At 61.1% G+C, this 23778-nt stretch carries 18 protein-coding genes and 2 pseudogenes; 4 read left to right on the top strand and 16 right to left on the bottom strand.

All coding sequences use genetic code 11. The annotated features are described in order from the left end of the window. Positions 1 to 345: 345 nt before the first annotated feature. A complete protein-coding gene (gene gspF / locus HNQ81_RS07570) occupies positions 346 to 1569 on the bottom strand; it encodes a type II secretion system inner membrane protein GspF (RefSeq protein WP_183349953.1) in 1224 nt (407 codons plus the stop codon). 255 nt (positions 1570 to 1824) lie between these two features. Between gspF and HNQ81_RS07575 the strand changes: the two genes are divergently transcribed. Then, complete coding sequence (locus tag HNQ81_RS07575; RefSeq protein ID WP_183349955.1) at positions 1825 to 2973, top strand: ExeA family protein; 1149 nt, start codon at positions 1825 to 1827, stop codon at positions 2971 to 2973. Between the two features lie 11 nt (positions 2974 to 2984). Continuing rightward, positions 2985 to 3749 (top strand): general secretion pathway protein GspB, encoded by a 765-nt coding sequence (locus HNQ81_RS07580; RefSeq protein WP_183349957.1) that lies wholly within the window; start codon positions 2985 to 2987, stop codon positions 3747 to 3749. A 136-nt stretch (positions 3750 to 3885) separates the two neighbouring features. Here the strand turns inward: HNQ81_RS07580 and HNQ81_RS18085 are convergent. The 6 genes and pseudogenes from HNQ81_RS18085 to HNQ81_RS18260 all read right to left on the bottom strand — a co-directional run. Then, positions 3886 to 4089 (bottom strand): annotated as a pseudogene (locus tag HNQ81_RS18085) (hypothetical protein); the annotation flags it as partial. Between the two features lie 431 nt (positions 4090 to 4520). Further along, positions 4521 to 5933 (bottom strand): cytochrome-c peroxidase, encoded by a 1413-nt coding sequence (locus tag HNQ81_RS07585; RefSeq protein ID WP_240191744.1) that lies wholly within the window; start codon positions 5931 to 5933, stop codon positions 4521 to 4523. Positions 5934 to 6084: 151 nt separating this feature from the next. Further along, on the bottom strand, positions 6085 to 10434 hold the full coding sequence (locus tag HNQ81_RS07590) for a multicopper oxidase domain-containing protein (RefSeq protein ID WP_205240266.1): 4350 nt from the start codon (positions 10432 to 10434) through the stop codon (positions 6085 to 6087). A gap of 3 nt (positions 10435 to 10437) precedes the next feature. Next, on the bottom strand, positions 10438 to 10629 hold the full coding sequence (locus HNQ81_RS07595; RefSeq protein ID WP_183349959.1) for a hypothetical protein: 192 nt from the start codon (positions 10627 to 10629) through the stop codon (positions 10438 to 10440). A 267-nt stretch (positions 10630 to 10896) separates the two neighbouring features. Next, positions 10897 to 11103 (bottom strand): hypothetical protein, encoded by a 207-nt coding sequence (locus tag HNQ81_RS07600; RefSeq protein ID WP_183349961.1) that lies wholly within the window; start codon positions 11101 to 11103, stop codon positions 10897 to 10899. Positions 11104 to 11356: 253 nt separating this feature from the next. Then, on the bottom strand, positions 11357 to 12064 hold the full coding sequence (locus tag HNQ81_RS18260; protein WP_205240267.1) for a multicopper oxidase domain-containing protein: 708 nt from the start codon (positions 12062 to 12064) through the stop codon (positions 11357 to 11359). Between the two features lie 17 nt (positions 12065 to 12081). On the opposite strand from HNQ81_RS18260, the pseudogene HNQ81_RS18100 reads away from it, so the two are divergent. Continuing rightward, positions 12082 to 12264, top strand: a pseudogene (locus HNQ81_RS18100) (GIY-YIG nuclease family protein); the annotation flags it as partial. Between the two features lie 169 nt (positions 12265 to 12433). Here the strand turns inward: HNQ81_RS18100 and HNQ81_RS07615 are convergent. Together HNQ81_RS07615 and HNQ81_RS07620 are read right to left on the bottom strand one after the other, a co-directional pair. Continuing rightward, positions 12434 to 13756, bottom strand: a complete 1323-nt coding sequence (locus HNQ81_RS07615) for a response regulator (protein ID WP_183349965.1) — start codon at positions 13754 to 13756, stop codon at positions 12434 to 12436. A 71-nt stretch (positions 13757 to 13827) separates the two neighbouring features. Continuing rightward, the gene (locus HNQ81_RS07620) at positions 13828 to 16464 is read right to left on the bottom strand and encodes a PAS domain-containing sensor histidine kinase (protein WP_183349968.1); all 2637 of its coding nucleotides are present in this window, start codon (positions 16462 to 16464) and stop codon (positions 13828 to 13830) included. Between the two features lie 348 nt (positions 16465 to 16812). Here HNQ81_RS07620 and HNQ81_RS07625 point away from each other — a divergent pair, with 348 nt between their 5' ends. Then, entirely contained in the window at positions 16813 to 17139 is a 327-nt protein-coding gene (locus HNQ81_RS07625) for a hypothetical protein (RefSeq protein WP_183349970.1), read from the top strand. Between the two features lie 29 nt (positions 17140 to 17168). On the opposite strand, the gene rnhA is transcribed toward HNQ81_RS07625, so the two are convergent. The 7 genes from rnhA to HNQ81_RS07660 form a co-directional block, all read right to left on the bottom strand. Then, complete coding sequence (rnhA, locus tag HNQ81_RS07630; protein WP_183349972.1) at positions 17169 to 17858, bottom strand: ribonuclease HI; 690 nt, start codon at positions 17856 to 17858, stop codon at positions 17169 to 17171. A 48-nt stretch (positions 17859 to 17906) separates the two neighbouring features. Continuing rightward, positions 17907 to 18821, bottom strand: coding sequence for an ATP-binding response regulator (locus HNQ81_RS07635; RefSeq protein ID WP_183349974.1), 915 nt, complete (start codon positions 18819 to 18821; stop codon positions 17907 to 17909). A gap of 239 nt (positions 18822 to 19060) precedes the next feature. Further along, the gene (gene yajC, locus HNQ81_RS07640) at positions 19061 to 19426 is read right to left on the bottom strand and encodes a preprotein translocase subunit YajC (RefSeq protein ID WP_183349976.1); all 366 of its coding nucleotides are present in this window, start codon (positions 19424 to 19426) and stop codon (positions 19061 to 19063) included. 97 nt (positions 19427 to 19523) lie between these two features. Further along, a complete protein-coding gene (gene tgt / locus HNQ81_RS07645) occupies positions 19524 to 20633 on the bottom strand; it encodes a tRNA guanosine(34) transglycosylase Tgt (protein ID WP_183349978.1) in 1110 nt (369 codons plus the stop codon). Positions 20634 to 20828: 195 nt separating this feature from the next. After that, a complete protein-coding gene (locus HNQ81_RS07650; RefSeq protein ID WP_183349980.1) occupies positions 20829 to 21947 on the bottom strand; it encodes a phosphotransferase enzyme family protein in 1119 nt (372 codons plus the stop codon). Next, the gene (glk, locus tag HNQ81_RS07655; RefSeq protein WP_183349982.1) at positions 21944 to 22954 is read right to left on the bottom strand and encodes a glucokinase; all 1011 of its coding nucleotides are present in this window, start codon (positions 22952 to 22954) and stop codon (positions 21944 to 21946) included. Before glk ends, HNQ81_RS07650 begins: the two co-directional genes overlap by 4 nt. A gap of 48 nt (positions 22955 to 23002) precedes the next feature. Continuing rightward, entirely contained in the window at positions 23003 to 23767 is a 765-nt protein-coding gene (locus HNQ81_RS07660; protein ID WP_183349984.1) for a LabA-like NYN domain-containing protein, read from the bottom strand. Positions 23768 to 23778 lie beyond the last annotated feature (11 nt).

Raw genomic sequence — 23778 nt, forward strand, 5'->3', positions numbered from 1 at the left:
CATACAATGGTTGATCGGTTAACCTATATAGCCTTACAAACTCAGCCGGTCCCGCAGCGCCTGCTCAAGCTGGCTGAAGTTCGATGGTAATCAGATATCAAAATCCTAATTTTTGAATGGATTGATTCAACAAGTTGTACGGAAAGAACGCAGGATTCGTGGCGAGGGAGCAGCCAAAGCTGGAGGGCGATATCAGAAAAAGAGGACGGGGACCGGGCGGTGGACCTCAAGGCGCAACGACAGCGCTGCCGACCACACAGAAAAACTGGTTGTCAGGTATTAACTTGATACCATACGATGAATATGAAGAACACGGACAGTGACCTGCACAGCTGCCGAAGGTCGTCAATGGATCATCTGGTTCATCTCGAAGATCGGCAGCAGAATCGAAATGACGATAAAACCCACTGCCAGCCCCATGACGGTGATCATCAACGGTTCAAGCAGGGAGGTCATCCCCTTGACAGACGCCTCGACATCACGTTCATAGGCATCGGCGATCTTGCTCAGCATCACCTCGAGGCTGCCGCTCTGCTCGCCGACGGCGATCATCTGGACGAACATCGGTGGAAACCAGGGCGAGGCGGCCAGGGCCACAGTCATGCTCTGCCCCCGCTGCACATGCTCCATCGCCGAGTCGACAACCTCGGCGATGCGGACGTTGTCGACCAGCGTCCGTACGATGCGCATCGCCACCATGAACTCGACGCCGCTGCGATTCATGCTGGCGAGGGTCGAGGCGAAGCGCGCCAGGATGATCTTCTGCGCCACCGGCCCGAAGACCGGCATCCTGAGTTTGATGAAGTCCCACACCGATCGGCCCCTTACCGTCCTCACGAACATGCGCAACAGGATGACCACCGCCAGACCCACGCCCAGCAGCACCCACCAGTAGTTTTTCAGAAACGAACTGGTGCCGATCAAAAACAGGGTGGGCAGCGGCAGGGTCTGCTCCATGTCTTTGAAAACCTGGGTGATATTGGGGACGATATAGGTGATGAGGATGAAGAGGATGGCCGTGCCGATGATGGCCATGAACACCGGATAATACATCGCCGCCCGCAGACGCCCCTTCAATTCCTGCTGTTTCTCACTGAAATCGGCCAGTTGCTCGAGGACGACATTGAGCGATCCGGATTCCTCCCCGGCCCGGATCATATTGATATACAGGTGGGGAAAGAGTTTCGGATGCTCGCCCATGGACTGGGCCAGGGTCTTCCCTTCGCTGACCTTGCCCTTGATCTGGGCCAGGACCTTTTTCAGGGCCGTATTGCGGGTCTGCTCGACGAGTGACGACAGGGCGGCGTCCAGCGGGATGCCGGCGCCATGCAGGGTGGAAAGCTGCCGGGTGATGACATACACCTCTTCAGGGGTGATGCGGTTGAACATGCTGGCCGAGAACCAGGACGGGGAAGCGCCCTCCGCCTTTACCTTGCTCTCCTTCAGTGATATCGGATAGTTGCCTGCTGCACGCAGTTTTGCCCTGGCCTGGGACTCGCTGTCGGCTTCAATGATCCCTTTCAGATTTTTGCCCCGCTGGTCGAGGGCATTGTACTCATAGACAGGCATGACACTCCCGGGATACCGTTCGATTATCCACAGTGTTGTATATGATTGCAGCCTACACGACCTCTTGCCGGGGACCTTTGCGACCTTTCCCTGAAACCGTCAAACTCTTTTTCCTGTCGCGATAGCCGGGGGTTTACCTTAAGACATTAATTTCCTATACTGATGGAGCGAATTCAACCAAAATCAACATCCCAGGCCCGAGGCGTACACAGACTCTGCTGCGGCACTATGCCAGTTTGACACATACCGTCCCGAATGTATACACACTATTTCGGCCTGAACGACAAACCCTTCGCCATCGCCCCCAACCCTCGCTATCTCTATATGAGCGAGCTCCACCGGGAGGCGCTGGCCCATCTCATCTACGGCATCCAGCGCGACGGCTGTTTCATCCTGCTGACCGGGGATGTCGGGACGGGCAAGACCACGGTCTGCCGCTGTCTTCTCGAACAACTGCCGGAAGACACGGATGTCGCCATTATTCTCAACCCCAAGCTGACCGCCATCGATCTGCTGAAAACGATCTGCGAGGAGCTGTCGATCCCGGTTCCGAGCGAGTCTCCGACCGGCAAGAGCTATATCGACGCCCTCAACCGCCATCTGCTGCAGACCCATGCCGAAGGGAGAAGCACGGCGCTGGTCATCGACGAAGCCCAGAATCTCGAAGCCGATGTCCTGGAGCAGCTGCGGCTCCTCACCAACCTTGAAACGGACACCCAGAAACTGCTGAAGATCATTCTCCTCGGCCAGCCGGAACTGCGGACCCTGCTTGCCGGTCCGCAGATGAGCCAGGTCAACCAGAGAATAACGAGCCGATACCACCTCCAGCCGTTGCAGCCCGAGGATGTCCGGATCTATATCCAGCATCGCCTCAGAGTGGCGGGAGGCGGAACCCGTCGCCTGTTCACCGATCCGGCGATAAAGCACGTTGCCCGGATATCCAAAGGCATCCCCCGCCTGATCAATCTCATTTGCGACCGGGCCCTGCTCGGCGCCTACGCCGAGAATGCCGATCGCGTCAACTGGAAGATCATGCGCAAGGCCGGGCGGGAAGTGCTCGAGGACGGACGGCCGTCGTTTTTTTCCCGCCGGTTCGTGCTGATCACCGTGATTACCCTGGCCATTCTCGGCATCGGCATGCCGGCGGCCTGGCATTACCTGAAGACACCGGCGCTGGAGACCTTTATCAAGCAATGGCAACCGCTGAAAAATTCGACTCCGGAGGCAAACGAACCGACTACGGGCCAGATGTCGCATGACGCCTCGAACGCCGCGACAGACGATCGCCAATCCATCCCGAAGACAGATCAGGACACCAAGCAGCAGCCGTCGTCAGTTTTCATCGATCAGACCGTGTCGAAAATGGAGACCAATCCGGACAAGGAAGCGGTGCAGAAAAAATAGGGGGAAACGCCATGTCCTATATACTCGATGCGTTGAAAAAATCGGATCAGGACCGGAAACAGGGCGAGATCCCCACCCTGGAAAGCGTCCATACCGATCTGACCTCCACCCGCGTCCGGAGGTCGACGAATCGGCGCAACAGGTTCCTCCTGATTTGCTGCGCCTGCCTTGCCGTGATCGCGGTCGGCCTGTGGCAATGGCGGTCGCCACTGTTCACCTCCCCGCCGGCGGAAAAAACGGCCTCGACCGAGCAGGGTGCCGAGGTGAGGGGAACGCCTCCACCAGCGCCTCCCACCGGCGGACCGAACGTCGCCCGCCGGCCCGCCGCACCGGCGCCGACTCAGGGAGTGGAGATCGCGGCACCGGCTCAGGAGACCGCCCCACCGCAGTCACAGGAGCCGGTTCAGGTCAAAAGACCGACGCCGCCGGCAACAACCCCCCAACGCGTCGTGATGCCGCCGGCGGAACGGATTGAGCCCGCCTCGCCGCCCCGGGTGGTGCAACCATCCCCGCCACCCCCTTCCGAATCCCCGGCAGCACCGGACGACAGCCCGCCCCTGCTGAAGGATTTACCGCCCGAGATCCGCAGATCGATTCCGGAAATTTCCATGGCCGGCCACGTCTACTCCGAGGTGCCGGCCCGGCGGATGATCATGATCAACAACAAGATCGTCCGCGAAGGAGAACGGGTGGGCGACCAGCTCAAACTCCTGCGCATCACCTGGGACGGAGTCATCCTCCGTCACATGAACACCGATTTTCAGATAAAACTGTGACGACGGGATAGAAATCACCATCGACGACCGCGCTCACCGCCGCCCAGATACGACGAGGGAGACCAGATGCACCTCTATGCACCCGATCTCCCCCATGATAGTATCGAAAAGACGTTTCCGCCTCCCCTCCCACCGTTCAATCGGTCAGAGTCTTCATAAAGGCGACAATAGCAGCTTCTTCTTCGAGGGTGAGGCCCAGATCGCCGAGTTCAATTGCATTGACATTCTCTTTGACTTCCGGCTTGTCCCTTTTCTCACGGACCACATCCCTGGTATTGTAAAAATGGGTGATGTCCTCAAGTGTAGCAAAGTAGCCGTTGTGTCCATACGGTGGTGTAACCGCGGACTGTGCCTGCCCCCGGAGCCGCCCATCCCTCCTCCGCCGCCGCCATCCATAACTCCACCACCACAACCCATGGCACCAAGAACGAAATCATATGACAGGACGACAAGAATAATGATCGCCATCAAACCCTATAATTTCAGAAAGTACCCGGCGTTCCGCCATCCTTTACTTTTGTTTGCCCTCCCCATGTTCATAAGATACTGCCTCAAAGTGAGAACTTGACATCGTCATTTCTCTTTATGACGCCTGAAAGCCTTGTAGAATAGCACGAATCCGCCAAACGGCGGCTTCATCTGAAGAACACCAGAATGTCTGCAAAAATCGACCGGATTACAAATACCTACCAACAATCAAGCCATCTCTTGCATATGCTGAGATGGCTTGTTTGTTACGACGCGAGGCTATTCCCTGCAAATTCCTTTTGTCTACTCTGAAGGTTCATAGCCATCAGTCAAGGTCTGGAGAAAGGCGACGAGATAGTCGCCTACCATCATGAAGTTGAAGGGTTTCATAGCAATCCGGTTCTCGTCGACTTCCGGCGGCGGGAACAGGCTGAGATTGGGTGTCATGCCGCCGTCACCCATCCCACCGCCAGGGCCCATGCCGCCGCCCATACCGCCGTCACCCATACCGCCGTCATCCATCGTGGCACGCCAGGCGTAGAAATGGACGATCCCCTCCATCCCGTCCAGCGATTTGAAAAAGCCGTTGTGGCCGAAGGCCTTGACGAAATCGGGAGATGGCCGCTGGTCGATATTACGCAGCGACGGTGTTTTGTGCTTGCCCATTTCCGGCTCATAAACAGCAGCATCCCAGCCAGAACTCTTGAGATAGCCACCGAGGCCGTAATCGATCCAGTCCTCGCCGTCCGGGTTCCATTTCTCGGGCATGTCGTAAAATGGATTGTCTGGGTTTTTGGGGATACCGAGGTTGTAGAAACCGAAATCGGTAAACAGCGGATAACCGGCCGAACCCTCGGTGAACGTATGGCAGGAGGCGCAGTCGGCCCCCATGCGCTGGGAATCGTTGAAGACGGCCAGGCCCTTGAGTTCGTTGTCGCTCAGCCCAAGACCCCGGTAATCGGTCCAATGCTGCCCTAATGGCACCCCTTTGGGCCTGTTACTGTTCCCAAAGCCCTTGGTGGTGATCAGTTTGATATCCTTTTTCGCATCCCTGGCGTTGTCGTAAAACAGGTCAAACTTGGAAGTATAGGGATTGACTTCTGGGCTCCGCTCGTAGGCGGCAATGGTCCTGACGATGCGCTCGTAGCTGCCTTCCGGGTCCTTTTTCCAATCAAGTGACCGGGGGCCCCACACCGCTTCAAATTCTTCCGCATACTCGGATTTGGCGACTCGCTGGACAACCAGCTGAGCATCCGGCATTGCCATCTCCAGGGGGTTGAGGAAGGGGCCCATGGCCTGCTCGGCCAGAGGATCGCCCAAGGTCTCGCCGGTGGCGCGCCCGTCCCAGAACATGCCGCCGGCCCAGGTCTCTATCCCTAAAGCTTCGTTGTAATAATCGTTCGATAGGTTCGGACTCTCTCCGGTATAGGTGACACTCGGCGGCTTGCGGTTGCCGAACCGCTCGCCAATCGCCCCCGGTTCGACCGCGCCGGCCGTGTTGATCTCGGGATCCGGCCCGGTGAATCCTGCGGCGGGATCATGGCAGCTGGCACAGGATTGCTTCTTGTTGACCGACAGGTTGACGTCAAAAAAGAGCTTTTTGCCGACCTCGATCAATTTTTGTTCGTCAATTCCCTCCTGGGCGGATACCGACCCCATGCCACTGATGCCCATCAGGACGGCAAGGGATAAGATGAATGAATATGATTTTTTCATTGGCCCTCCTTCCAAAGATTTATTCCATGTTAATGGGACTGAAAAAATGTCACTGACACATTTCACCCCTGCTGGTGCAGGAAAAAGGGGAGAGGGATGAACTCCCTCCCCCCTTTTAGACAACCTCCTGATTCAATGGGTCATGACGTGGTCATGGCAGATTAAGGGTGTTCGACCACGACGACTGCGTGGTGGCGCTGAAGGCCTGGACCCGGTAGATGTAGGCCACGCCGGAAGTCACCGTCTGGGTGAAGGTGGTGGCATTCGCCCCCACTGTGGCGTTGACGACGTTGGTGCCGTCGCTGTTGGTCCGCTGGATAAGGAATCCGGTCTCGTTGTCCGAGTTATCCGTCCAGCTGAGAGACACCGTGGAGGTCTTCTTGTTCTTCACGGTGAGGTTCCCGGTGAGTGCCGTCGGAGCGTCGACGGGCTCGCCGACCTCCTGGGCGGTGCCACGGCTGTCGACCGTGATGGTCGGGAAGCCGCCGCCGGCCGGGATCTCGTTGAACGCCGGGTCCGAGTAGTCCCAGGTGTCACCGACCGTATTGATCGCGTAGACGTTGTACTCGTAGAGGGTGTTCGTGTTGCCGATCGGGTCAACGTACTGCACCGGACCGGTTGCCGCACCCGTGGTGGTCGACGCTGTGGGCAGCGTTATCAAGTTAACCCGGTTCTCGGTCTGGACCATCGCGAGCTGGGTCCAGGGACCGGTAGAGCCCTCGACGCGACGCTCGATGACGAAGGCCGTCTCGTTCTTCGAGTTGTCCGTCCAGTTGACGGTGTAGATGCGGTTCCGCCCGTTGCCGGACCGCACCGCGGAGATGAACGTCGGCTCCTCGGGGTTCACCGCGACCGCCTGGGTGCGCATCATGTCCATCTCCTCATGGCTGAGGATGTGACAGTGGAGCACGTACTCCCACCCGAAGTTGACGTAGTGGTTGACCACGTCGATCGGTTCGCCGTCGGGGTTGAACGCCATGAGCGGCAGGCCCAGCGCCTCCCGCTGGGTGGTGTTGGCGCCTTCAAGGAAGACACCTGCCGGCATCGACGGATCGAGCAGGCGGACGCTGTTGGGCAGACCGTTCCACACGTCCGGGATCGGCGGGATGATCGGTCGGAGCGCCACGATGGTGTCCTCGAGCGGGCTGATCCGGACGGTGTCCTTCCAACCAAGTTCAGTCGCCTCCGGCTTGCGGACGATGCCGTCCCAGCCGACGCGGTTCAGCAACTGGACGTCGTAGAGGTGGAAGTGGATGGGGTGGGTGTCCACCCCGTTGTGGGTGAACTTCCAGATCTGGGAGCCGTCGGCCGCCGAGGCGATCGGGGTGGCCTCCATGCCCGGGGGCAGTTCGAGGCCGTCGAGCACCTCGGTGGGCGGGAAGGAGAACCCGTACAGGATCATGTTCTGCAGGCCGGCCTGGGCGTTGGGTGTCTCCACCCCCAGAAAGCCGCTCATGCGCCCGTACTCGTGCTCGAACGCCTCCCCCATCTCGTCCTGGATCATCTTGGGCTTGAGGTCGATAGTCAGCCGCTCGGCCGCCGTGGAGGTGAGGAACGGGGCGCCGGGTGCGGTGTCCGCGTCAGGGTCGACGAGCCGGTTGAAGGTGAGCGAGGTGTCGTAGATCTGCACCGTGCCGTTCAGCGGCCCATTTGTCGGGAATGAGGTTCCGTAGGCGGTGTTGTACTCGCCCTGGCCGACGATGATCGGCTTCTGCCCGGACTCGAACACACCTGTTCCGTCGGCACCGGCGAAGGCAGCGTTGAGTGCGGAGAGGTCGAACGGTTCGGCAGCTGCTGCGTCCGCGACCTTGATTTGCATCACAGTGCGGGTGTTCGGCCCGTACCCAGGCAGGGTTGGCGGCGTGCCGCCGGAGTCGCGGTAGTCACCGTCGCCGGTGTAGTAATCGTAGCGCGGGTCGCGCGCCGGGAAGGCCGCCGGGGCGTCGTTGTAGACGATCAGTGTCTGGCCGGCGTACGCGGACAGGTCCACGACCACGTCGAAGCGCTCGGCGGGGGCGACAAGCAGCGAATGCTGGTCGACGTTGCCGGCGTTGAACACGGTCGGGTCATTGACCCAGGTGGTCGGGTGGGCGGGGACCACCACGGGCGAGGGCAGGAAGCCGCCCTCGGTACCCATGACGATCCAGTCCGGGCCCTCGGTGCCGGCGACCGGCGTCGGGAAGACCGTCGGGTCCTCGAGCGCCGCTGCCACCTCGGCCGGGTTGAGCGCCACCTCGGTGCAGGCGACGCCGGTGCTCTCAGAGACCGGCGTCCCGGTGCCGTCGCAGAGGTTGCCCTCGGCGTCGACGGCCTTGTACAGCGACAGGTTGAAGAAGCGATCATTGGCCGCGTTGAGGATCCGGAAGCGGTACGGCTTGGGCTCCAAGGTTACGGTCGGGTAGGCCTTGCCGTTGACCACGGGGGTGTCCATGAACGCCTCCATGCCCATCGAGTTGTACGGCACGCCCGGCATCAGCGGCGGTTCGCACCACTTGGTGTTGGGGTCGTCGGGGTCGCAGTCCCGGTCGTAGTAGGGGTTGTCGATCGGGCCGTACTCCACGTTCGACGTCGGCGGCCAGAACCACGGGCCATAGGCCCAGCGGCCGTAGGCGTTGACGCCGGAAACATCACCGGGGTTCTGGGCGGGGGAGTAGACGTGGGGCAGCCACAGATTGCCCTCGCCGCCCCAGCGGGTGGTGTCCCAGGTCTCGTCCTGGAGGGCGAGCTGTGCCGCGTTCGGCACGAAGGTCTTGTCCTGGAAGACGAGCGGAATGGTCGCGGTGTCGTCAGGGATGATCCCCCCGTCGACGAGGGCCTGCTCGGTCTCGTCCTGGATGATGTACGGCGCGGCCTGGCCGGCGTACACGTTGAGGCGGGTGATGCCCCACGAATGGTCGTGGTAGAACATCAGGCGCGCGCTCTGGGCGTTGGTGTAGTAGAACGTCTGGACGCCGTCCTTCGAATCGTCGACGTTCGTCATGTCCGGGACGTTCTGCACGCTGACGCCCTCGGGGAACGACGTGTTCTCGCCCGCCGGGGTGATCCACTGGTGGGGTGTTCCATCGGAGATCCACGGGGTGATGCCGCCGTGCAGGTGGATGATCGCCCGGTTTTCAGTGTAGCAGAGGCCCATTTCCACCAATTGTGTCTTGGTCAACGTCTGCATGCCGTCCATGAACATGCCGTCGTCGCACATCGGCATCTGCGGGTCGACCATGTCCGGGTTGGCCTCCATCATCTCGTGGCCCTCGGGCGTCATGCCCGCGCCCATGACGGTGGGGTCCACCGGGAGGAACAGGTTGCCACCCGCGCCCGTGGGCAGGAGGTTGTGGAACTCGATCCGGACGGGCCGGTCCTTCTGCGCCACGATGACCGGGCCGAGGTAGCTCGGCGCGTTCGGGTCATAGGTTCCGTCGGCATTCAGCTGGACGTAGCCCCGCAGCTTCGTCGGGTTGGCGAGATCCGAGTGCATCTGCTGTTCGTACTCGACAAGCCCGATCTTGTAGAAGTCGGACCCGGGGTAGGACGTGGTGTCGGGTGTCGCCGCGCCAATGATGGGCAAGTCATCCACGAACTTCCGGATACCAGTCCCCGGTGCGATCTCGACCTGGTCCGCGCCCGCGAGGGTGGCGGCGAACGAGTATGTACGCGGGGCAATCACCGGGAAGTCGGCGCCTGGCACCGTGATCGTGTCACCCTGCAACGGGCTGATGTTCGCCGGGTGGGAGACCACGTCGGTGCCGTTGAGATCGAGTGGGACGCCCTGGCCGTAGAAGGCGATCCGGTCGCCCGCCTGGACGGCCAGGTTGGCGACGCCGAAGACTGCGACTTCGCTGACACCCGGTGTGGTGGGTTCGGGCACAGTGAGGAGCCCGGAGTCGAAGACCACGCTGTACTGATTGGCGAACCTTGTCGGACGGAGGACATAGGCGTGGAACTGCTTGCCCGCCGAAACGTTCCCATTCGCATCGGCTATCGCCTGGTTCAAGGTCTCGAAGGCCGTGAGCAGGCCGTCCCCAAGCGGAGTCGGCAGCATGACCAGCACGTTGGCGGCAGTGTCCGTGGCGTACTGCCGATCGATGAGGTCGTTGCCCAGGGGCGTCTCAGCGCCAGGGGTGACGGTGACCTCGGGCAGCGGACTGTTCGCGTAGTTGGGGTGGCTGAAGTAGCGAGGGGCGTCCCCAGGCGCTGCTGCTGCACTCATTCCCGGCATTGCCATGGCCGCGGTCGCTGTGTCAGGCTGCGCCGTTACCATCAGCGGGTTAAGGGCGCCCTTCTGCAGGGCGCGGGCAGCGGCAGCATCCCGGTCCTTCTGGGTAATTTTAGCCAGCTGTTTGGTCATCCCCTTACCGTCGTTCCTCTTCGGCGCCAGACCGGTACCATCCTTGGTCAAGGTCTGGCCGGTGCCGTCCTTCGGCGCGGCCAGACCCATATTAACCCCCCACGTCAACAGCAGGGCCCCGGCCAGAATGGCAGCTCGTAATCTCAGTTGTGAGCTCATAATTTAATCCTCCCTTGTGTATCCATCGGAATATCGGATGGTTCGACCATTGAAAGCGCCTAGACTTTCTTCAGAGAAGCCTGGCAATACAATCATGGCCGATGTTTGTGTTGCCCGGGAAACAGCTACAATCTCAGCCGCTCCATCCCGGGATTTCGCTGTCTGCAGCGTCATCGTGCACAATGTTTTTTTCATCTTTCCTCCCGTGTTGTTGTTCCGAGATCGGCAGCCGCTGCCGGGTGCCCTTTCAGCAAACCTTCAATTCCTGTCACTATCGGTTCGAGTGCATGGATTCCTCCATTGACTCATGATAGGCCTCGGTCCGGAGAAAACACAATATTCTATTTTTCGGTATATTATTGATATTGTATATATCATCTATTCCGAGCCGGTCAGCATAACGCTCAATCTCAGCCTGAACGAGACAATCACCTCCGGATTCCTTCCCAGCCTTGACGGCAATCATCGCAGGCCCGTCCGTGGCTCAACGTCCGCCATGCATTCGCGGCGCCAGCCGCAATCGATGCGGTCGCAGGATTGCCTGCCCGTCTGAAAGCAGGGTTCCTCCCCCTGCATCTCCTGGATCGTCCGGATCAGGTCCCGTTCCGCCTTCCCTCCGATCCGGCTGTCGATGCTGTTGGCCCTGCCCTTGGGATGTTGTGGGTTCATACGCCCCTCCACGATAAAGTTGTCGATAACGCAGGTGATCCTGATCCAATCGTATCAAAAGCGGGAGAAGCGACAATGAGCTAAGATGCAATATAAATATGATATATAAAATATCATACTCAACAGAGAGGGGGGAGAATCTGCCCAGACGGCATGGTGCGGATACGAGCGAGGATGGGGCGGCGCAACAACAGAGTCCCACCGGCCCTGGCAGGCCGGCGGGACAGTTCAGCAGGATTGATCCATAAAAAACCTACATCCCGGGCCCACCTTCCAGAGATGGCATTCCGGGCGGTACAGGTTGACCAGGCTGCTCGGGACCGATCCGGTACGGCCGCATCATCTCGTTGTCCTCGTGCTCGACGATATGGCAGTGCCAGACGAATTGACCGGGATTGTTGAACTGGGCCCTGATGCGGGTGACCTGCCCGGGATAGGCGACCACCGTGTCCTTGAAGCCGGTCTCCCAGGGCTCGGGCGGAATTAACATGCATCGGGTGGGCGTCGCCGGTGGTGTTGTACAGTTCCCAGACTTCGATGGCGCCAGCGGCCGGGTGACCGTCTCAGCCGGCAGCGGGCTGATAGCCGGTAGTTGCAGGAACTGCGGCGGCGTCGTGGGATCGGCGGCAAGTGCCGGCACGACACGGAACTGCATGATCTGGCCGGTGGTCTCAGGCTCAGCCGAAGTGAAATCTGTACCGGGCACGCCGCCACCGAACGGTTCATCCGGCCCGACGTTGCCGAGGACATAGTTCCCCACCGGGACGTTGGAGAAGTCGACGATGATGTCGGCGCGCTCGGCAAGACCGAGCAGAAACTGATTGCCCAGCGCGGTGAGGTTCACCGGCGCGGCCAGGAAACCGCCCTCGTTGCCGATCGCCCAGACCTCGACCCCGGGGATAGTGTTGAAATCGAGGATCAGGAACCGGGTACATCTGTTCAGCTTTCTGAGAAACAACAAGATCGTTTGCGGGCAAAACCGAAAATCTTGAGCGGCGGCTGCAAGAGCTCAGGATGAAACTGGTTCCGGGCTTTACGGAAAAGTACAACTTGGACAAACTGGTCTACTTCGAAAAAAACCAGGATATCGTCGCCGCGTTGGAAAGAGAAAAAGAATGCTCTGGTTGTCGGCTCCAATCCTATTGGGAAAGATTTGAGTGATGGGTGGTGAGTCTTTCGTGGCATGAGATCTCTCCCTTGCGGTCGAGATGACAGCGGGGGAAGGTCGAGATGACAGGGGGCGAAGGTCGCGATGACAGCGGGGAAAGGTCGAGATGACAGAGGATGAGGGGGCATAAAGCCAAGGGGAAGGTCGGGAGGACCGCCGCGCTCAGCTTTCGATCGACAGCATCGTCTGGAGGTTGGTCTTCTGGTGGGATATTTCGAGTTTTTTCCTGATGTTCTTGCGGTGGACATTGACCGTTCCCGGTGAAAGCCGGAGGATCTCGGCGATTTCCTTGCTCCGCTTGCCCTGCTTGACCATATTGGCGACCTGGATCTCCACCGGGGTCAGCCGGATCAGTTTGGTGGAGAAATTGCTGGCGAACGGCGAGGTCAGTTCCTTGACGTTGGTACGGAGAATTTCCACCAGGGTCTTCTGCTGCTCGGTCAACCTGCATTCGCACAGGCGATCGAAAAACGGTTCGACCAGTTTGGTGACATTGGACAGGACCTGCTCGGCCAGTTTCTCCCGATCCTCCTCCCGTTTCTTCAGCAGCACGGTCAGGGCGACATTCGATTCCGACAGCTCGGCGGTCCGTTCCTCCACCCGCTGCTCCAGCTCGGCCTTGATGCGGCGCAACTCGGCCTTGGCCTCCTTCAGCCGGGTGATGTCGGTGATGGTGCCGATAAACCTGAGCGCCCGCCCCTGCTCATCCCGCGCCACCACCTGGCCCCGGGACAGCATCCACTGCCAGCCGCCGGCCTTGTTGCGCAGCCGGTATTCCACCTCGTAGCGCTCGGTTTCTCCCGTCAAATGGGCCTGACGCCGGGCCAGGACATTGTCGCGGTCATCGGGATGGAGCAGGTTGTCGAAGGACAGCTCGCCGGTCATTTCGGCCTCGCCGGCATCGTAGCCGAGGCTGGTCAGCCAATTGGCGCCGTGGTAGGTCTCGCCCGTCACCAGATTGCGGTCCCAGACGCCATTGGAGGCGGCATCCAGCGCCAGACGGAAGCGGGCCTCGCTCTCGCGCAGTTCCTCTTCAACCCCCCGCCGGCGGCGGATCTCCTCTTCCAGCTGCCGGTTTTTCGCGGCCAGCATCTGCAGCAGGCTCTGTTTCTCGAGGCAGCGCCGGATCCGGAACACAAGTTCTTCGACCTCGCAGGGCTTCAGCGTGAAGTCATCGGCCCCGAGGCGCAAGGCGTCGATCGCCGCGCGGATGTCGCCGTAGCCGGTGAGGATGATGACGCCGGTGAACGGGGTATGCTGCTTGACGTACTTGAGCACGCCGAAACCATCGACGTCGGGCATCATCAGGTCGGTGATAACCAGATCGTATTGCCTTTTCTCCAACTCGGCGATCGCTTCGTTGCCGTCGGCGACGGCGGTAACCGCAAAACCTTCGGCCCGGAGTTCACGGGTGAAGGATTTGCGGATAAGCATTTCGTCGTCGGCGAACAGAATGGAAACAGCATTCACGTCATCATGGTCCATAAAGCTCCAATCCCCCTTTCATTGCGCATTTCCAGTGGAACACCCTCCAACATCGACCGGTGGTCAGCGGCTCAATCGGCAACGGAATTCCTGATCGGCAGGAGGATGGTGAAGGTCGAGCCCATCCCCGGTTGACTGTCGACACAGATTGCACCGCGGTGTTTTTTGATGATGCCGTGACAGACCGACAACCCCAGTCCGGTCCCTTTGACCTCAGGCTTGGTGGTGTAGAAGGGCTGAAAGATCCTGTCGAGAGCGTCGGCCTTCATGCCGACCCCTGAATCCCTGATCGCCACCGCGACCGTATCCTCGTCTTTTTGCCAGGTGCGGATGGTGATCACCCCGCCGCGTTGCTGACAGGCGTCGACCGCATTGGTCAGCAGATTCAGCAGCACCTGTTTGATCTGGTCGGCAACCGCCTGGATCTGCGGAAGCCGTCGGGCATAGTCGAGCGTCAACGAGATCCGTTTTCTCCTGAAGTCGCTTTTGTGGAGCAGCAGCATGGAATCGAGGACCTGGTGCAGGTCGACCAGTTTCATCGTCCCGGAGGAGGGGCGGTTGAACTCCTGAAGGCTGCGGATCAGATCCTTGATCCGGTCGCTCTCCTTGATCGCCTCCTCCAGCAGTTCCCTGTCTTCCTCCTCCAGTATCGCCCGTTTCCTCAGGCCTTTGAGAACCGACTGGATTCCCTGCAGGGGGTTGTTGAACTCGTGGGCGATGGAGGCCGACAACTTGCCGATCGCCGCGAGCTTCTCGGCGTGGAGAAACTGGCGCTGGGTCTCCTGCAGTTCCAGGGTTCGGCGCTCGACCCGCTGTTCCAGGTCGTTGTTCAGGGCCTGCAGTTGTTCCCGGCTTTCCCGCAGCGCCTTCTCCGCCAGCTTGCGTTCAGTTATATCGCGGCTGAAAAAGGCGACCGCCGTGATCGTGCCGTTGTCATTGCGCACCGGATACGCGGTATGGTCGAAACAGATACCATTGCGGATATCTTCGAAGGAAACCGGTCGGCCGCTGTCGATGATCTCGTTGATCTGGGCCGTACGCGACGCCACCAGCTCGGCCGGCACAAAGCTCTGCCATTTTCTGCCGACGAGCTCCTCCACGCTCATCCCGAACCGCGAGGCCGCGGTCTCATTGGCCGCAAGAACCTCACCATGAAGGCCGAACAGCCAGATCGATTCGGTGGCGGCATCGATGAGGGTGCGCATCGTGCGTTCGTTTTTGCGCAGTGCCGCCTCGGCCTCCCTGTGCTCGGTAATATCCTCGAACACGGTGTAGACCTCGGACGGAGCATCTTCACCTTGAGCAAATACCGGCATCGCGTCGATGCGGATCCAGCGATACGCGCCGAGCCTCGGGTTGAAGACGCCCATGACGACATGGCGGACGGGTTTGCCGGTCTGCAAGGCGATCATCGAAGGATGCTCGAGGCCGGGGAAAGGTTCGCCGTTGTCGCGGATGGTGTCGTGCTCCGTATCAACCGACGTGATGTTCAGAAACTCCGCCCGGCTCTTGCCGAGAATGTTCTCGGCCGCATGGTTCATCGCGATGATCGTGCCGTCGCCATCCTGATGGACCACGCCCTGCAGCATCGTCTCGGCCAGCAGGCGGTAGCGTTCCTCGCTCTGGCGCAACGCCGCCTCCACCAGTTTGCGTTCACTGATGTCCTGGGTGATGCCGAAACCGCCGACCACTCTGTTTTCATGGTCAAGCTCCAGGTACGCTTTTTCGCGAACCCATTTCACCTGATCATCCACCACGATCCGGTGCTCGACATCGTAGGGTTTGCCGCGGAGCGCCTCTTTCCAGCTGCTGTTGACGCCGGCGCGATCCTGCGGATGGAGCTTGGAAAGAAACGTTTCATAGGTCAACGGCGTCCCTGCCGGTATGCCGAAGATACGGTAGGTTTCATCGGACCAGATCAGCACGTTGCGCCGGACGTCGAAACGCCAGCTGCCGATGCTCCCGACAGCCTGGGCCCGGGCGAAATCCTCTTCTTTCTGACGGAGGGCGAGTTCGGCTTGCTTCATCTCGGTGATATCCTGGATGGCTACCGCACTGCCGACGATGGCGCCCTTGCCGTCGTGGATCGGCGAGGCGCTGTTGATGACAAAGATTTCGGACCCGTCGAACCGCTGCAGGCGCATGACCTGACCGACCGCGGCTTCCCCTTGCCGACTGGCGACGGCCGACGCCCATTCCTCGGGAGCGACCGGCTTTCCGGTGCCGTCCCACCACGCCCGGTAGGCGGCATAGTCATCGACCGATCGAGCCTCCGGTCTCGGGTTGCCCCACACCTGTTCATAGGCGGCATTCGTCAATATGCATCCACCCTTCGTGTCGGTAATGGCGACTCCGATCGGCAGGGCATCGAGCACGACGGACAGGAGCTGCAGACCGCTCTCCGTCGTTTCTTTGACAGGATGGCGCCGGAATTCCGCCGCCTGCGTCCGGCTCAGCCGCTCGATCCGCGATTCCAGCTCAAGCTGGCGCGTTTGCAATTCAAGAAGAATCTGCAGAGTTGTGTCAGGCGACAGCGCCTTCAGGCCCTGTTCCGACAAGGCCGTCAGCTCATTCCTGATCTCGCCGGCCTGGTGCCGCAGGGTCTGCATGGCCGGCGCCGATTCGCCCCGATCCGTGCCTGTCCGCGACAAGCCGATCGTATCTGCCAGGGCGGCAGCTTGATCGCTACGGTTCCCCTTGCTGTTCAACTCCGGCCTCCTTCAGTGTACGGCGACGTCTCTTCCGCCCCGGTTCCGGATTATCCGCAGGATACGAGAATTTTGTTCATTATACTCCGCAGACATCGACGCGCAAAGCGGTGTCTGCGAATATCGGCGATGAAGGGGATGGGTGGTTGAGCTCCGACCCGCCTGCGAGCTGCGGGCAGGATCAGCCGGAGCAGAACAATCTTTACAACCAGGGCGACGGATGGTATCACAGGAGGCGGTTGCCCCGGCACCGCCTCGACCCTCCTGCTGCAGGGCCGATCCGGCAGAGGCGCCGCAGCATCGGCGTATTGCAGCTCCATGATCGAAACCGACTACCGTAAAAAGCCCATGTCACAACCGAAAGCAACAGCACCGCATGATACCCCGGCGCAACCGACCATCCAGGCCATGGTCTGGTATAGGGAAGAGCACTGGGAGACCTTGAAGAGACTCTTCACCGATGCCGATCGCCTGCCGCCGACCTACGGCGATTGGCTGCAACGGGCGGAAGAGATGAAGACCCAGGCCCAGGCGGCCGGGGATATCGTCATCAAGGTCTATATCGATCCGGAGACCTTCACGGCCTGGTGCCGGCACAAGGGCCTGGCGATGAATGCCGAGGCCCGGTCGCAGCTGGCGATCGAGGTCGCCCAGAGCCAGTCGTTCAGCATCTGAACCGCACTATCGCCGGCCCCGGGCCGCCGCTAGCGGACGTAGCCCCTGTCGGGGGGAAGATTGCCGCCCCGCGCGGTGGAGGTGGCGAGGACATCGCAGCGTTCGTTGCGGCTGTTGCCGGCGTGGCCTTTGACCCACACGAAACGTACCGCCATCGCCTCCGTCAGCCTGAGAAGCTCTCCCCACAGGTCGGCATTGAGGGCCGGATGACCGTCCGACCGGCGCCAGCCCCTGTTCCTCCAGCTCCGCGCCCAACCCTTTTCGATACCGTTGACGACATAGCTCGAGTCCGAGTGGAGAACGACCGGCCGGCCCGATCCTTCAAGCTGCCGCAGGGCGACGATGCAGGCCATCAGCTCCATGCGATTGTTGGTCGTCAGGCTGAAGCCGCCGCATAATTCCTGTTCCACGGCGCCATCGACGATAATGACGCCATACCCGCCCGGGCCGGGGTTGTTGATACATCCGCCATCGGTAAAGACGATCACCGTATCGGCAGCGGTCCCATCGTTCTCCGGCGCTGCCGCCACAGGCCGCGGTTTGCGCGCCGACCGCGGCGAATACAGCGGTGCCTCCAGCCAGGCCTCGGCCTCGGCGCGCGAGGCGAATCCCTTGAATTTCGCGCCCGGAAAACCCCTGACCTGGCGCTCGGCCTCCGGCCACTGCGTGTAGATCCCCGGCTCCCGCCCGGCCGCTACCGCATAGAATTTCTTTCCCATTCCGTCCTGATCTATCCTCTGTTTCGTGTAACGTGGTCCACCCTGCCTTTACCGGGCAACAATCCCGGTAACCTGGTTGCCCCGCTCATTGAAGAGCAGCGAGTCGAAACACAGCATGTTGGCCATGGCGATCCCGCGGCCATGGTTGTCGGTCGCCCGGGCCGGATCGAACTCCAGGTACCGTTGCCAGTCGAACCCGTCCCCGTCATCGGTGATCCGGATACAGCAGGCATCCTCCCGACGCTCAAACAGAACCTCGACCTTGCGGCCGCTGTAGCGCGGATCGGCCAGACGCCTGACAATCTCGTCATCCCAGGTGTTGTCCCTGATCAAGCGGCCCTTGACATCGTAATCTATGGCGAGATTGCCGTGCTCGACGGCATTGACCAGCAGTTCCGATATGCCGGTGAGGGCCCGCTCCGGCACGGGGAAAAAATTGGCCAGCATGGTCGCCAGACTCTCCCCCTCCCCGATCGTCCGGAACGTAGAGCTGAGGGTCCGGACGAGTCCGAAGCCTACCTTCCACTGGTTCATTTCGCCCCGCAGTTGCCTGAAGAGCTTGACCTGTCTGGCGGCGGCGCCAACGACCGACAGCAGGGTATCTTTGTCCAGCGGTTTGGTCAGGTAATAGAAAACACCGGCCCGAATGCCCTCGACGATTTCTTCCGGCCGGTCGGCCGCCGTCTGCATGATAACCGGAATATACCGCAACCGCTCATCGGCCTTCATCGCGGCGCAGACCGCGAGGCCATCCATCTCCGGCATCATCCGGTCGAGCAGGACGATATCAATCGCGCCGGGCTGACTGCGCAGGTGCTGAAGCGCCTCCCTGCCGTTGACCGCCGTCCGCACGGTGTACCCATCATGACGACCGAGCAGCTTCTCGAGCAGCAGCAACGCGACGGGATTGTCGTCGACGGCCAGGATCCTGATCCGCTCCCTGCCGAAATGCTCAATTTTCATCTCCGCCTCCCTGGCCTTGTCCGCCGGGTGGTGACCCGAATGGAGCGGAATCGGCCCCGGATCGAGCCCCATCGCCGGTGCCACCGCCCCCAGCCCCGATCGCCGGCGCCCATACTGCCATAGCGCCCATGTTCAAGCGATCGAAGGCGAGCACTAACAAAAAGGCTGCAGCGTCCGGTTGGACGTGCAGCCTCTCAACTGTTCCTGCACACTGCAGGGAATCAGCAGCCCTTGATGCCTCAGCCGCCGATCTTCTTGGCCTCGCTCTTGTCGGAGTCCGGGACCCCCTCTTTGGTCAGCCCCCCGGCGATGGCGTCACGGGAAACTTTGATCTCCACGCCTTTGGCGATCTCGAGGGTCACGACCTTGTCGGTCAGGTTGGTGATCTCGCCATGAATCCCACCCTTGGTGACGATCTTGTACCCTTTTTTCAGATCGTTCAGAAATGCCTGGTGCTGTTTTGCCTGTTTCTGCTGCGGCCGGATGAGCAGAAAATAGAAGACAACAAAGATAAGAATCAACGGGATGAACTGGCCGAATGCGCCCATGCCCCCGCCGGCGGCGGCCCCGGCAACGGGATCGGCCGCAAAAGCAACTCCTGTCATGGTATTTCCTCCGAAAATTGAAATGAGATGCGGCCGTGACCACAAACTTCGCCGCAGAAGACTGCATATCCTTTATCCTGATGTCGGGCAATGATAATCACTGATCGGTCAGCCTGCTATAAAAATCGTTCCTGAACCGGGCATAACAATCCGCCTCGATCGCCGTGCGGATCTGGTCCATGAGGTTGATGTAGTAATGGAGATTGTGGATGGTGTTGAGATGGTAGCTGAGGATCTCCCGACTGACGAACAGGTGCCGCAGGTACGCCCGCGAGTAGTTCCTGCAGGTATAGCAGGTGCAGGTCGCATCGAGCGGCGCCGGATCGTCCCGGTACCGTGCATTCTTGATCACGACCTTGCCATGGGAGGTAAACAGGGTGCCGTTTCTGGCGTTGCGGGTCGGCATGACGCAGTCGAACATGTCGATGCCGCGCCACACCCCCTCCACCAGATCGGCCGGAGTGCCGACCCCCATCAGGTACACCGGATAGTCGGCAGGCAGGGCCGGGACCGTCGCTTCGGTCATCTCGTGCATCAGGGTCTTCGATTCGCCGACGCTGAGGCCGCCGATGGCGTAGCCGTCGAAGCCGATATCGACGAGAGCCGCCGCCGCCGACTGCCGCATGTCGGCATACATCCCGCCCTGGACGATCCCGAACAGCAGCTGCTCTCTGTTGCTGTGGGCCTGGCGGCAGCGCCCGGCCCAGCGGGTGGTCAGGTCGGTGGACGCCTGGGCCTGCCGCCGGTCGGCGGGGTAGGGAATGCAGGTGTCGAGGCACATCATGATATCGGAACCGAGGCTCTCCTGCACCTGCACCGCCCCTTCCGGGCTGAGGAACAGTTTCGCGCCGTCGAGGTGCGAACGGAAGGCCGCCCCCTCCTCGGTGATCGTCGCCAGATCCTTGAGGCTGAAGATCTGAAAGCCGCCGCTGTCGGTCAGGATCGATCCGGGCCAGTTCATGAAGCCGTGGAGACCGCCGAAGCGCCGTATCAGTTCATGACCGGGTCGGATAAAGAGATGGTAGGTGTTGCCGAGGATGATCCCGGCGCCCATCTCCAGCAGATTCTCCGGCGTCACCGCCTTGACGGTGGCCTGGGTGCCGACCGGCATGAAGACCGGCGTCTGGAAGATGCCGTGCCTCGTCCGCACCTCGCCGCGCCGGGCGGCGCACTCGCTGGATCGGGTATGCAGGGTGAATGGGGTCATGGGGTTCCTTTGTAAGCGTTCAAGCGTTCAAGCGTTTAAACGTTTAAGCGTTTAAGCGTTTAAGCGTTTAAGCGTTTAAACGTTTAAACGTTTAATCGTTTGATCGTTTAATCGCTTGATCGTTTAATCGCTTGATCGTTTGATCGCTTAATCGCTTGATCGTTTGATCGCTTAATCGCTTGATCGTTTAATCGTTTAATCGTCTTTCAAAAATACCTGCCGAATGATCTTCTGCTGCTCCACGATGCTGTGCATCAGGGCGAACTGGTTCCGGGCCCGTTCCAGGTTCTCGCCCCGCCGCCGCACCCGAAAATAGGTGTCGCCGCGCAGGTGGTCCGTGAAAAAGCGCAGCCCCAGTTCGAAGGTGATCAGGATGATCGCCGGGCAGGCCAGTTCACGATCGTGCCGACTCAGCAGTCCGCCCATCTCTGCTGAGTAACCGGCGAACCACGCCCGACAGGTATGAAGATCGAAGCGGACGGCCGCGGCATCACCGCCTTCGCCGCCCCGGTTGCAGCACGAACGCAGACAATCGCCGATATCGTGGTGCAGCAGGCCGGGACCGACGGTATCGAGATCGATGAGGCTGACAACCTCCCCGTTGCCGTCGAACAGAAAATTTTCAATCTTGGGGTCGCCGTGGACGATACGGGCCGATATCCGCCCGTCGGCGCAGGCCTCCTGGAACAATGCGGCCTGCGGCCGCATGATCTCGACCTCCGCCATGCACTGCCGTTCAAGGGCGGTACCGCAAACTGCCCGGCCGGCCGCCACCCGGTCGTATTCAGCGAGGTAGCCGGGCAGGACATGGAATCCGGGCAACGCGACCTCGAGGCCCTCGCTGCGCATATCGGCGGTCCGGCGGTGGAACCAGCCGAGGCAACGGCCGATCGCCGCCGCCTGGTCAGGTCGGGCAAGGCGACTGACGGCCCGGCCGTCTATATAGGTCTGGGCCCGCCAGACCCCGCCGCCGGCATCGGTCCAGCAATCGTGGCCGGCCTCCGTCTTCCTCAGGGTCGGGACACGGAAACGGCCGCCGGCGTGGTCGGCTTTTTCGGCCAGGCATGCGGTAACAAGGGCAAAATTGCGGACCACGGCGAGGGGATCGGCAAAGACCCCCTGGTTGAGGCGCTGGAGAACGAAGGGAGCGCCGGTCGTTGCCACCAGGTAGGTGCGATTGATGTTGCCCCGGCCCAGTTCGCGGACGTCGACCACATCGCCGGCGAATCGCGCGGCGACGGCGTCGACCTCGGGCAGCGCGTCCCGACTCTTTCCCGTCGGGTCCGCAGTCGGCCGGCTGCCGCTCGTCGTCATTCCGCTTTACAGGCGCCGGCAAGTGCCGCCCGGCCGTAACTGGCCGCCCCGAGCAGGGCCGAGTCTTTCCTGGTGATGAGGCGGACGGGGATGGCCGCCATCAACTCCTCCATCCTGCCCTTGCGGCGGAACGCCGCGAGCAGACCGGCAAAGGAGATTTTCCCGGCCAGACGGGGGACGACACCGCCGCCGATATAGAGGCCGCCCCGGGCATAGGTCTTCAACGCCAGGTTGCCGGCCTCGCTGCCGAGGATGGAGAGAAACAGCTCCAGGGTGCGGCGGCAGAGCGGACATGGCTCCCCCGCCAGAGCGGCATCGGCGATGACCGGGGTCCGGTCGTCGGCCGCGGGCAGCGCCTCGGCCACGGCGCCGCTCTCCTGCCCGCGCCCCGTCTCTTTGAGAAAATCATAGAGATTGGCGATACCGGGTCCGGCGATCAGGTCTTCACAGCTCACCGGCCCGCCCCGTCGCAGCATCCACCGCAGCAGGTCCTGCTGCTCCTCGTCGACCGGCGCGAAATCGCTATGCCCGCCTTCGCCGCCACAGGGAAAAAACACACTGTCCGACTGCACCAGCAGCCCTTCGCCGAGACCGGTGCCGGGGGCGATGACCGCGACCATCTCGCCGCCCTCGCCATCCCCCGGCTGCAGTTCAATCCGATCCTCGGGACCGAGGAGGGGCACCGAGGCGCAGACGGCGGTCATATCGTTGAGCAGGACAACGCGGGTAAAACCGAAGGCGGCCGCCACCCGCTCGGCCTCGATGATCCACGGCAGATTGGTGACGATCGCTCTCTTCTTCCCGGTCACCCCGGCGACGGCGAGACTGGCGAACCGGGGACGGAGACCGCACTCCCGCAGGAACAGGGCGATGATCTCGTCGATGCCGCCATAATCTCGACTGGGGTAGCGGCGGCTGGCCAGGGGCCGGCAGTCATCGCCGCCCAGGGCGAATACCGCCAGTTCGCATTTGGTACCGCCGATATCGGCGGCGAGAAGCGTCGTCATGAGCGGGCTTGCCTCCATGCCGTGAATACCGTGCCGTCAGAACCGCTGTCAGGCGTCCAGGACCCGGATATCCCAGGCCTCCGTCCGGCTGTTGTTATCGGGGTTTTTGACGATGGTGAACTCGAAAATCTGGGTGGTGTCGAGAAACAGGGCGTCGTTGACATCCGCAGCCTTGGAGCAGTGGAAGAAGACCGATTCCGGGATCAGCCCCTCCGGCCGCAGGCGGTAATAGCGCATGAAACCGAAGCCCCGATCGGGGTTGTAGTTGATCGCGATGCCGCGCTGGCGGTTCTCCCCCGGCGGCGCCTGGATGGGCAGCAGGCCGGGGATCAGAAAGCCGGAGAGGTAGCTGTCGGCGGCCTCCTTCAGCTCGGAGCTGACATACTTGAAGCCGATGACTTCGACCCGGCAGCCCATGTTCTGCAGGGCCAGGACCAGGCGGATGAAATCGCCGTCACCGGTCAGCAGGATGACCCGGTCGAGGTTGCGGGCCTGGTGCAGGGCATCGATCGCCAGGTCCATATCGGCATTGGCCTTGGTCGTGAGGATGCCCTCGTCGTCGACGAAATGCTTGACATATTTCTTGATGACCCGGAAACCGCACTGGCGCAGGACATCGTGGTAGCGGTACAGTTTCTGCCGATACTCCGCGTCCTCCTTGGTCCGGGCCCGGTCCTCGGCGAGATAGGAGTTGGCCCGCAGCAGCACCGATTTGCCGGCGCCGGCCAATTCGACCAGGACATCGTAGCGCATCCCGTAGCCGCCGCACAGCCGGATGTTCTCGGCATCGACATAAATTCCCGTCTTCAGCATCGGTTGTTATC

The organism is Desulfoprunum benzoelyticum (genome assembly GCF_014201505.1).
In the GTDB taxonomy this organism is placed as follows: domain Bacteria; phylum Desulfobacterota; class Desulfobulbia; order Desulfobulbales; family Desulfocapsaceae; genus Desulfoprunum; species Desulfoprunum benzoelyticum.

Bases quoted from the DNA above. Each gene is read 5' to 3' on its own strand.
- gspF (WP_183349953.1), bottom strand. From the start codon at position 1,569: ATGCCTGTCTATGAGTACAATGCCCTCGACCAGCGGGGCAAAAATCTG.
- HNQ81_RS07575 (WP_183349955.1), top strand. From the start codon at position 1,825: ATGTATACACACTATTTCGGCCTGAACGACAAACCCTTCGCCATCGCC.
- HNQ81_RS07580 (WP_183349957.1), top strand. From the start codon at position 2,985: ATGTCCTATATACTCGATGCGTTGAAAAAATCGGATCAGGACCGGAAA.
- HNQ81_RS07585 (WP_240191744.1), bottom strand. From the start codon at position 5,933: ATGAAAAAATCATATTCATTCATCTTATCCCTTGCCGTCCTGATGGGC.
- HNQ81_RS07590 (WP_205240266.1), bottom strand. From the start codon at position 10,434: ATGAGCTCACAACTGAGATTACGAGCTGCCATTCTGGCCGGGGCCCTG.
- HNQ81_RS07595 (WP_183349959.1), bottom strand. From the start codon at position 10,629: ATGAAAAAAACATTGTGCACGATGACGCTGCAGACAGCGAAATCCCGG.
- HNQ81_RS07600 (WP_183349961.1), bottom strand. From the start codon at position 11,103: ATGAACCCACAACATCCCAAGGGCAGGGCCAACAGCATCGACAGCCGG.
- HNQ81_RS07615 (WP_183349965.1), bottom strand. From the start codon at position 13,756: ATGGACCATGATGACGTGAATGCTGTTTCCATTCTGTTCGCCGACGAC.
- HNQ81_RS07625 (WP_183349970.1), top strand. From the start codon at position 16,813: ATGTCACAACCGAAAGCAACAGCACCGCATGATACCCCGGCGCAACCG.
- rnhA (WP_183349972.1), bottom strand. From the start codon at position 17,858: ATGGGAAAGAAATTCTATGCGGTAGCGGCCGGGCGGGAGCCGGGGATC.
- HNQ81_RS07635 (WP_183349974.1), bottom strand. From the start codon at position 18,821: ATGAAAATTGAGCATTTCGGCAGGGAGCGGATCAGGATCCTGGCCGTC.
- yajC (WP_183349976.1), bottom strand. From the start codon at position 19,426: ATGACAGGAGTTGCTTTTGCGGCCGATCCCGTTGCCGGGGCCGCCGCC.
- tgt (WP_183349978.1), bottom strand. From the start codon at position 20,633: ATGACCCCATTCACCCTGCATACCCGATCCAGCGAGTGCGCCGCCCGG.
- HNQ81_RS07650 (WP_183349980.1), bottom strand. From the start codon at position 21,947: ATGACGACGAGCGGCAGCCGGCCGACTGCGGACCCGACGGGAAAGAGT.
- glk (WP_183349982.1), bottom strand. From the start codon at position 22,954: ATGACGACGCTTCTCGCCGCCGATATCGGCGGTACCAAATGCGAACTG.
- HNQ81_RS07660 (WP_183349984.1), bottom strand. From the start codon at position 23,767: ATGCTGAAGACGGGAATTTATGTCGATGCCGAGAACATCCGGCTGTGC.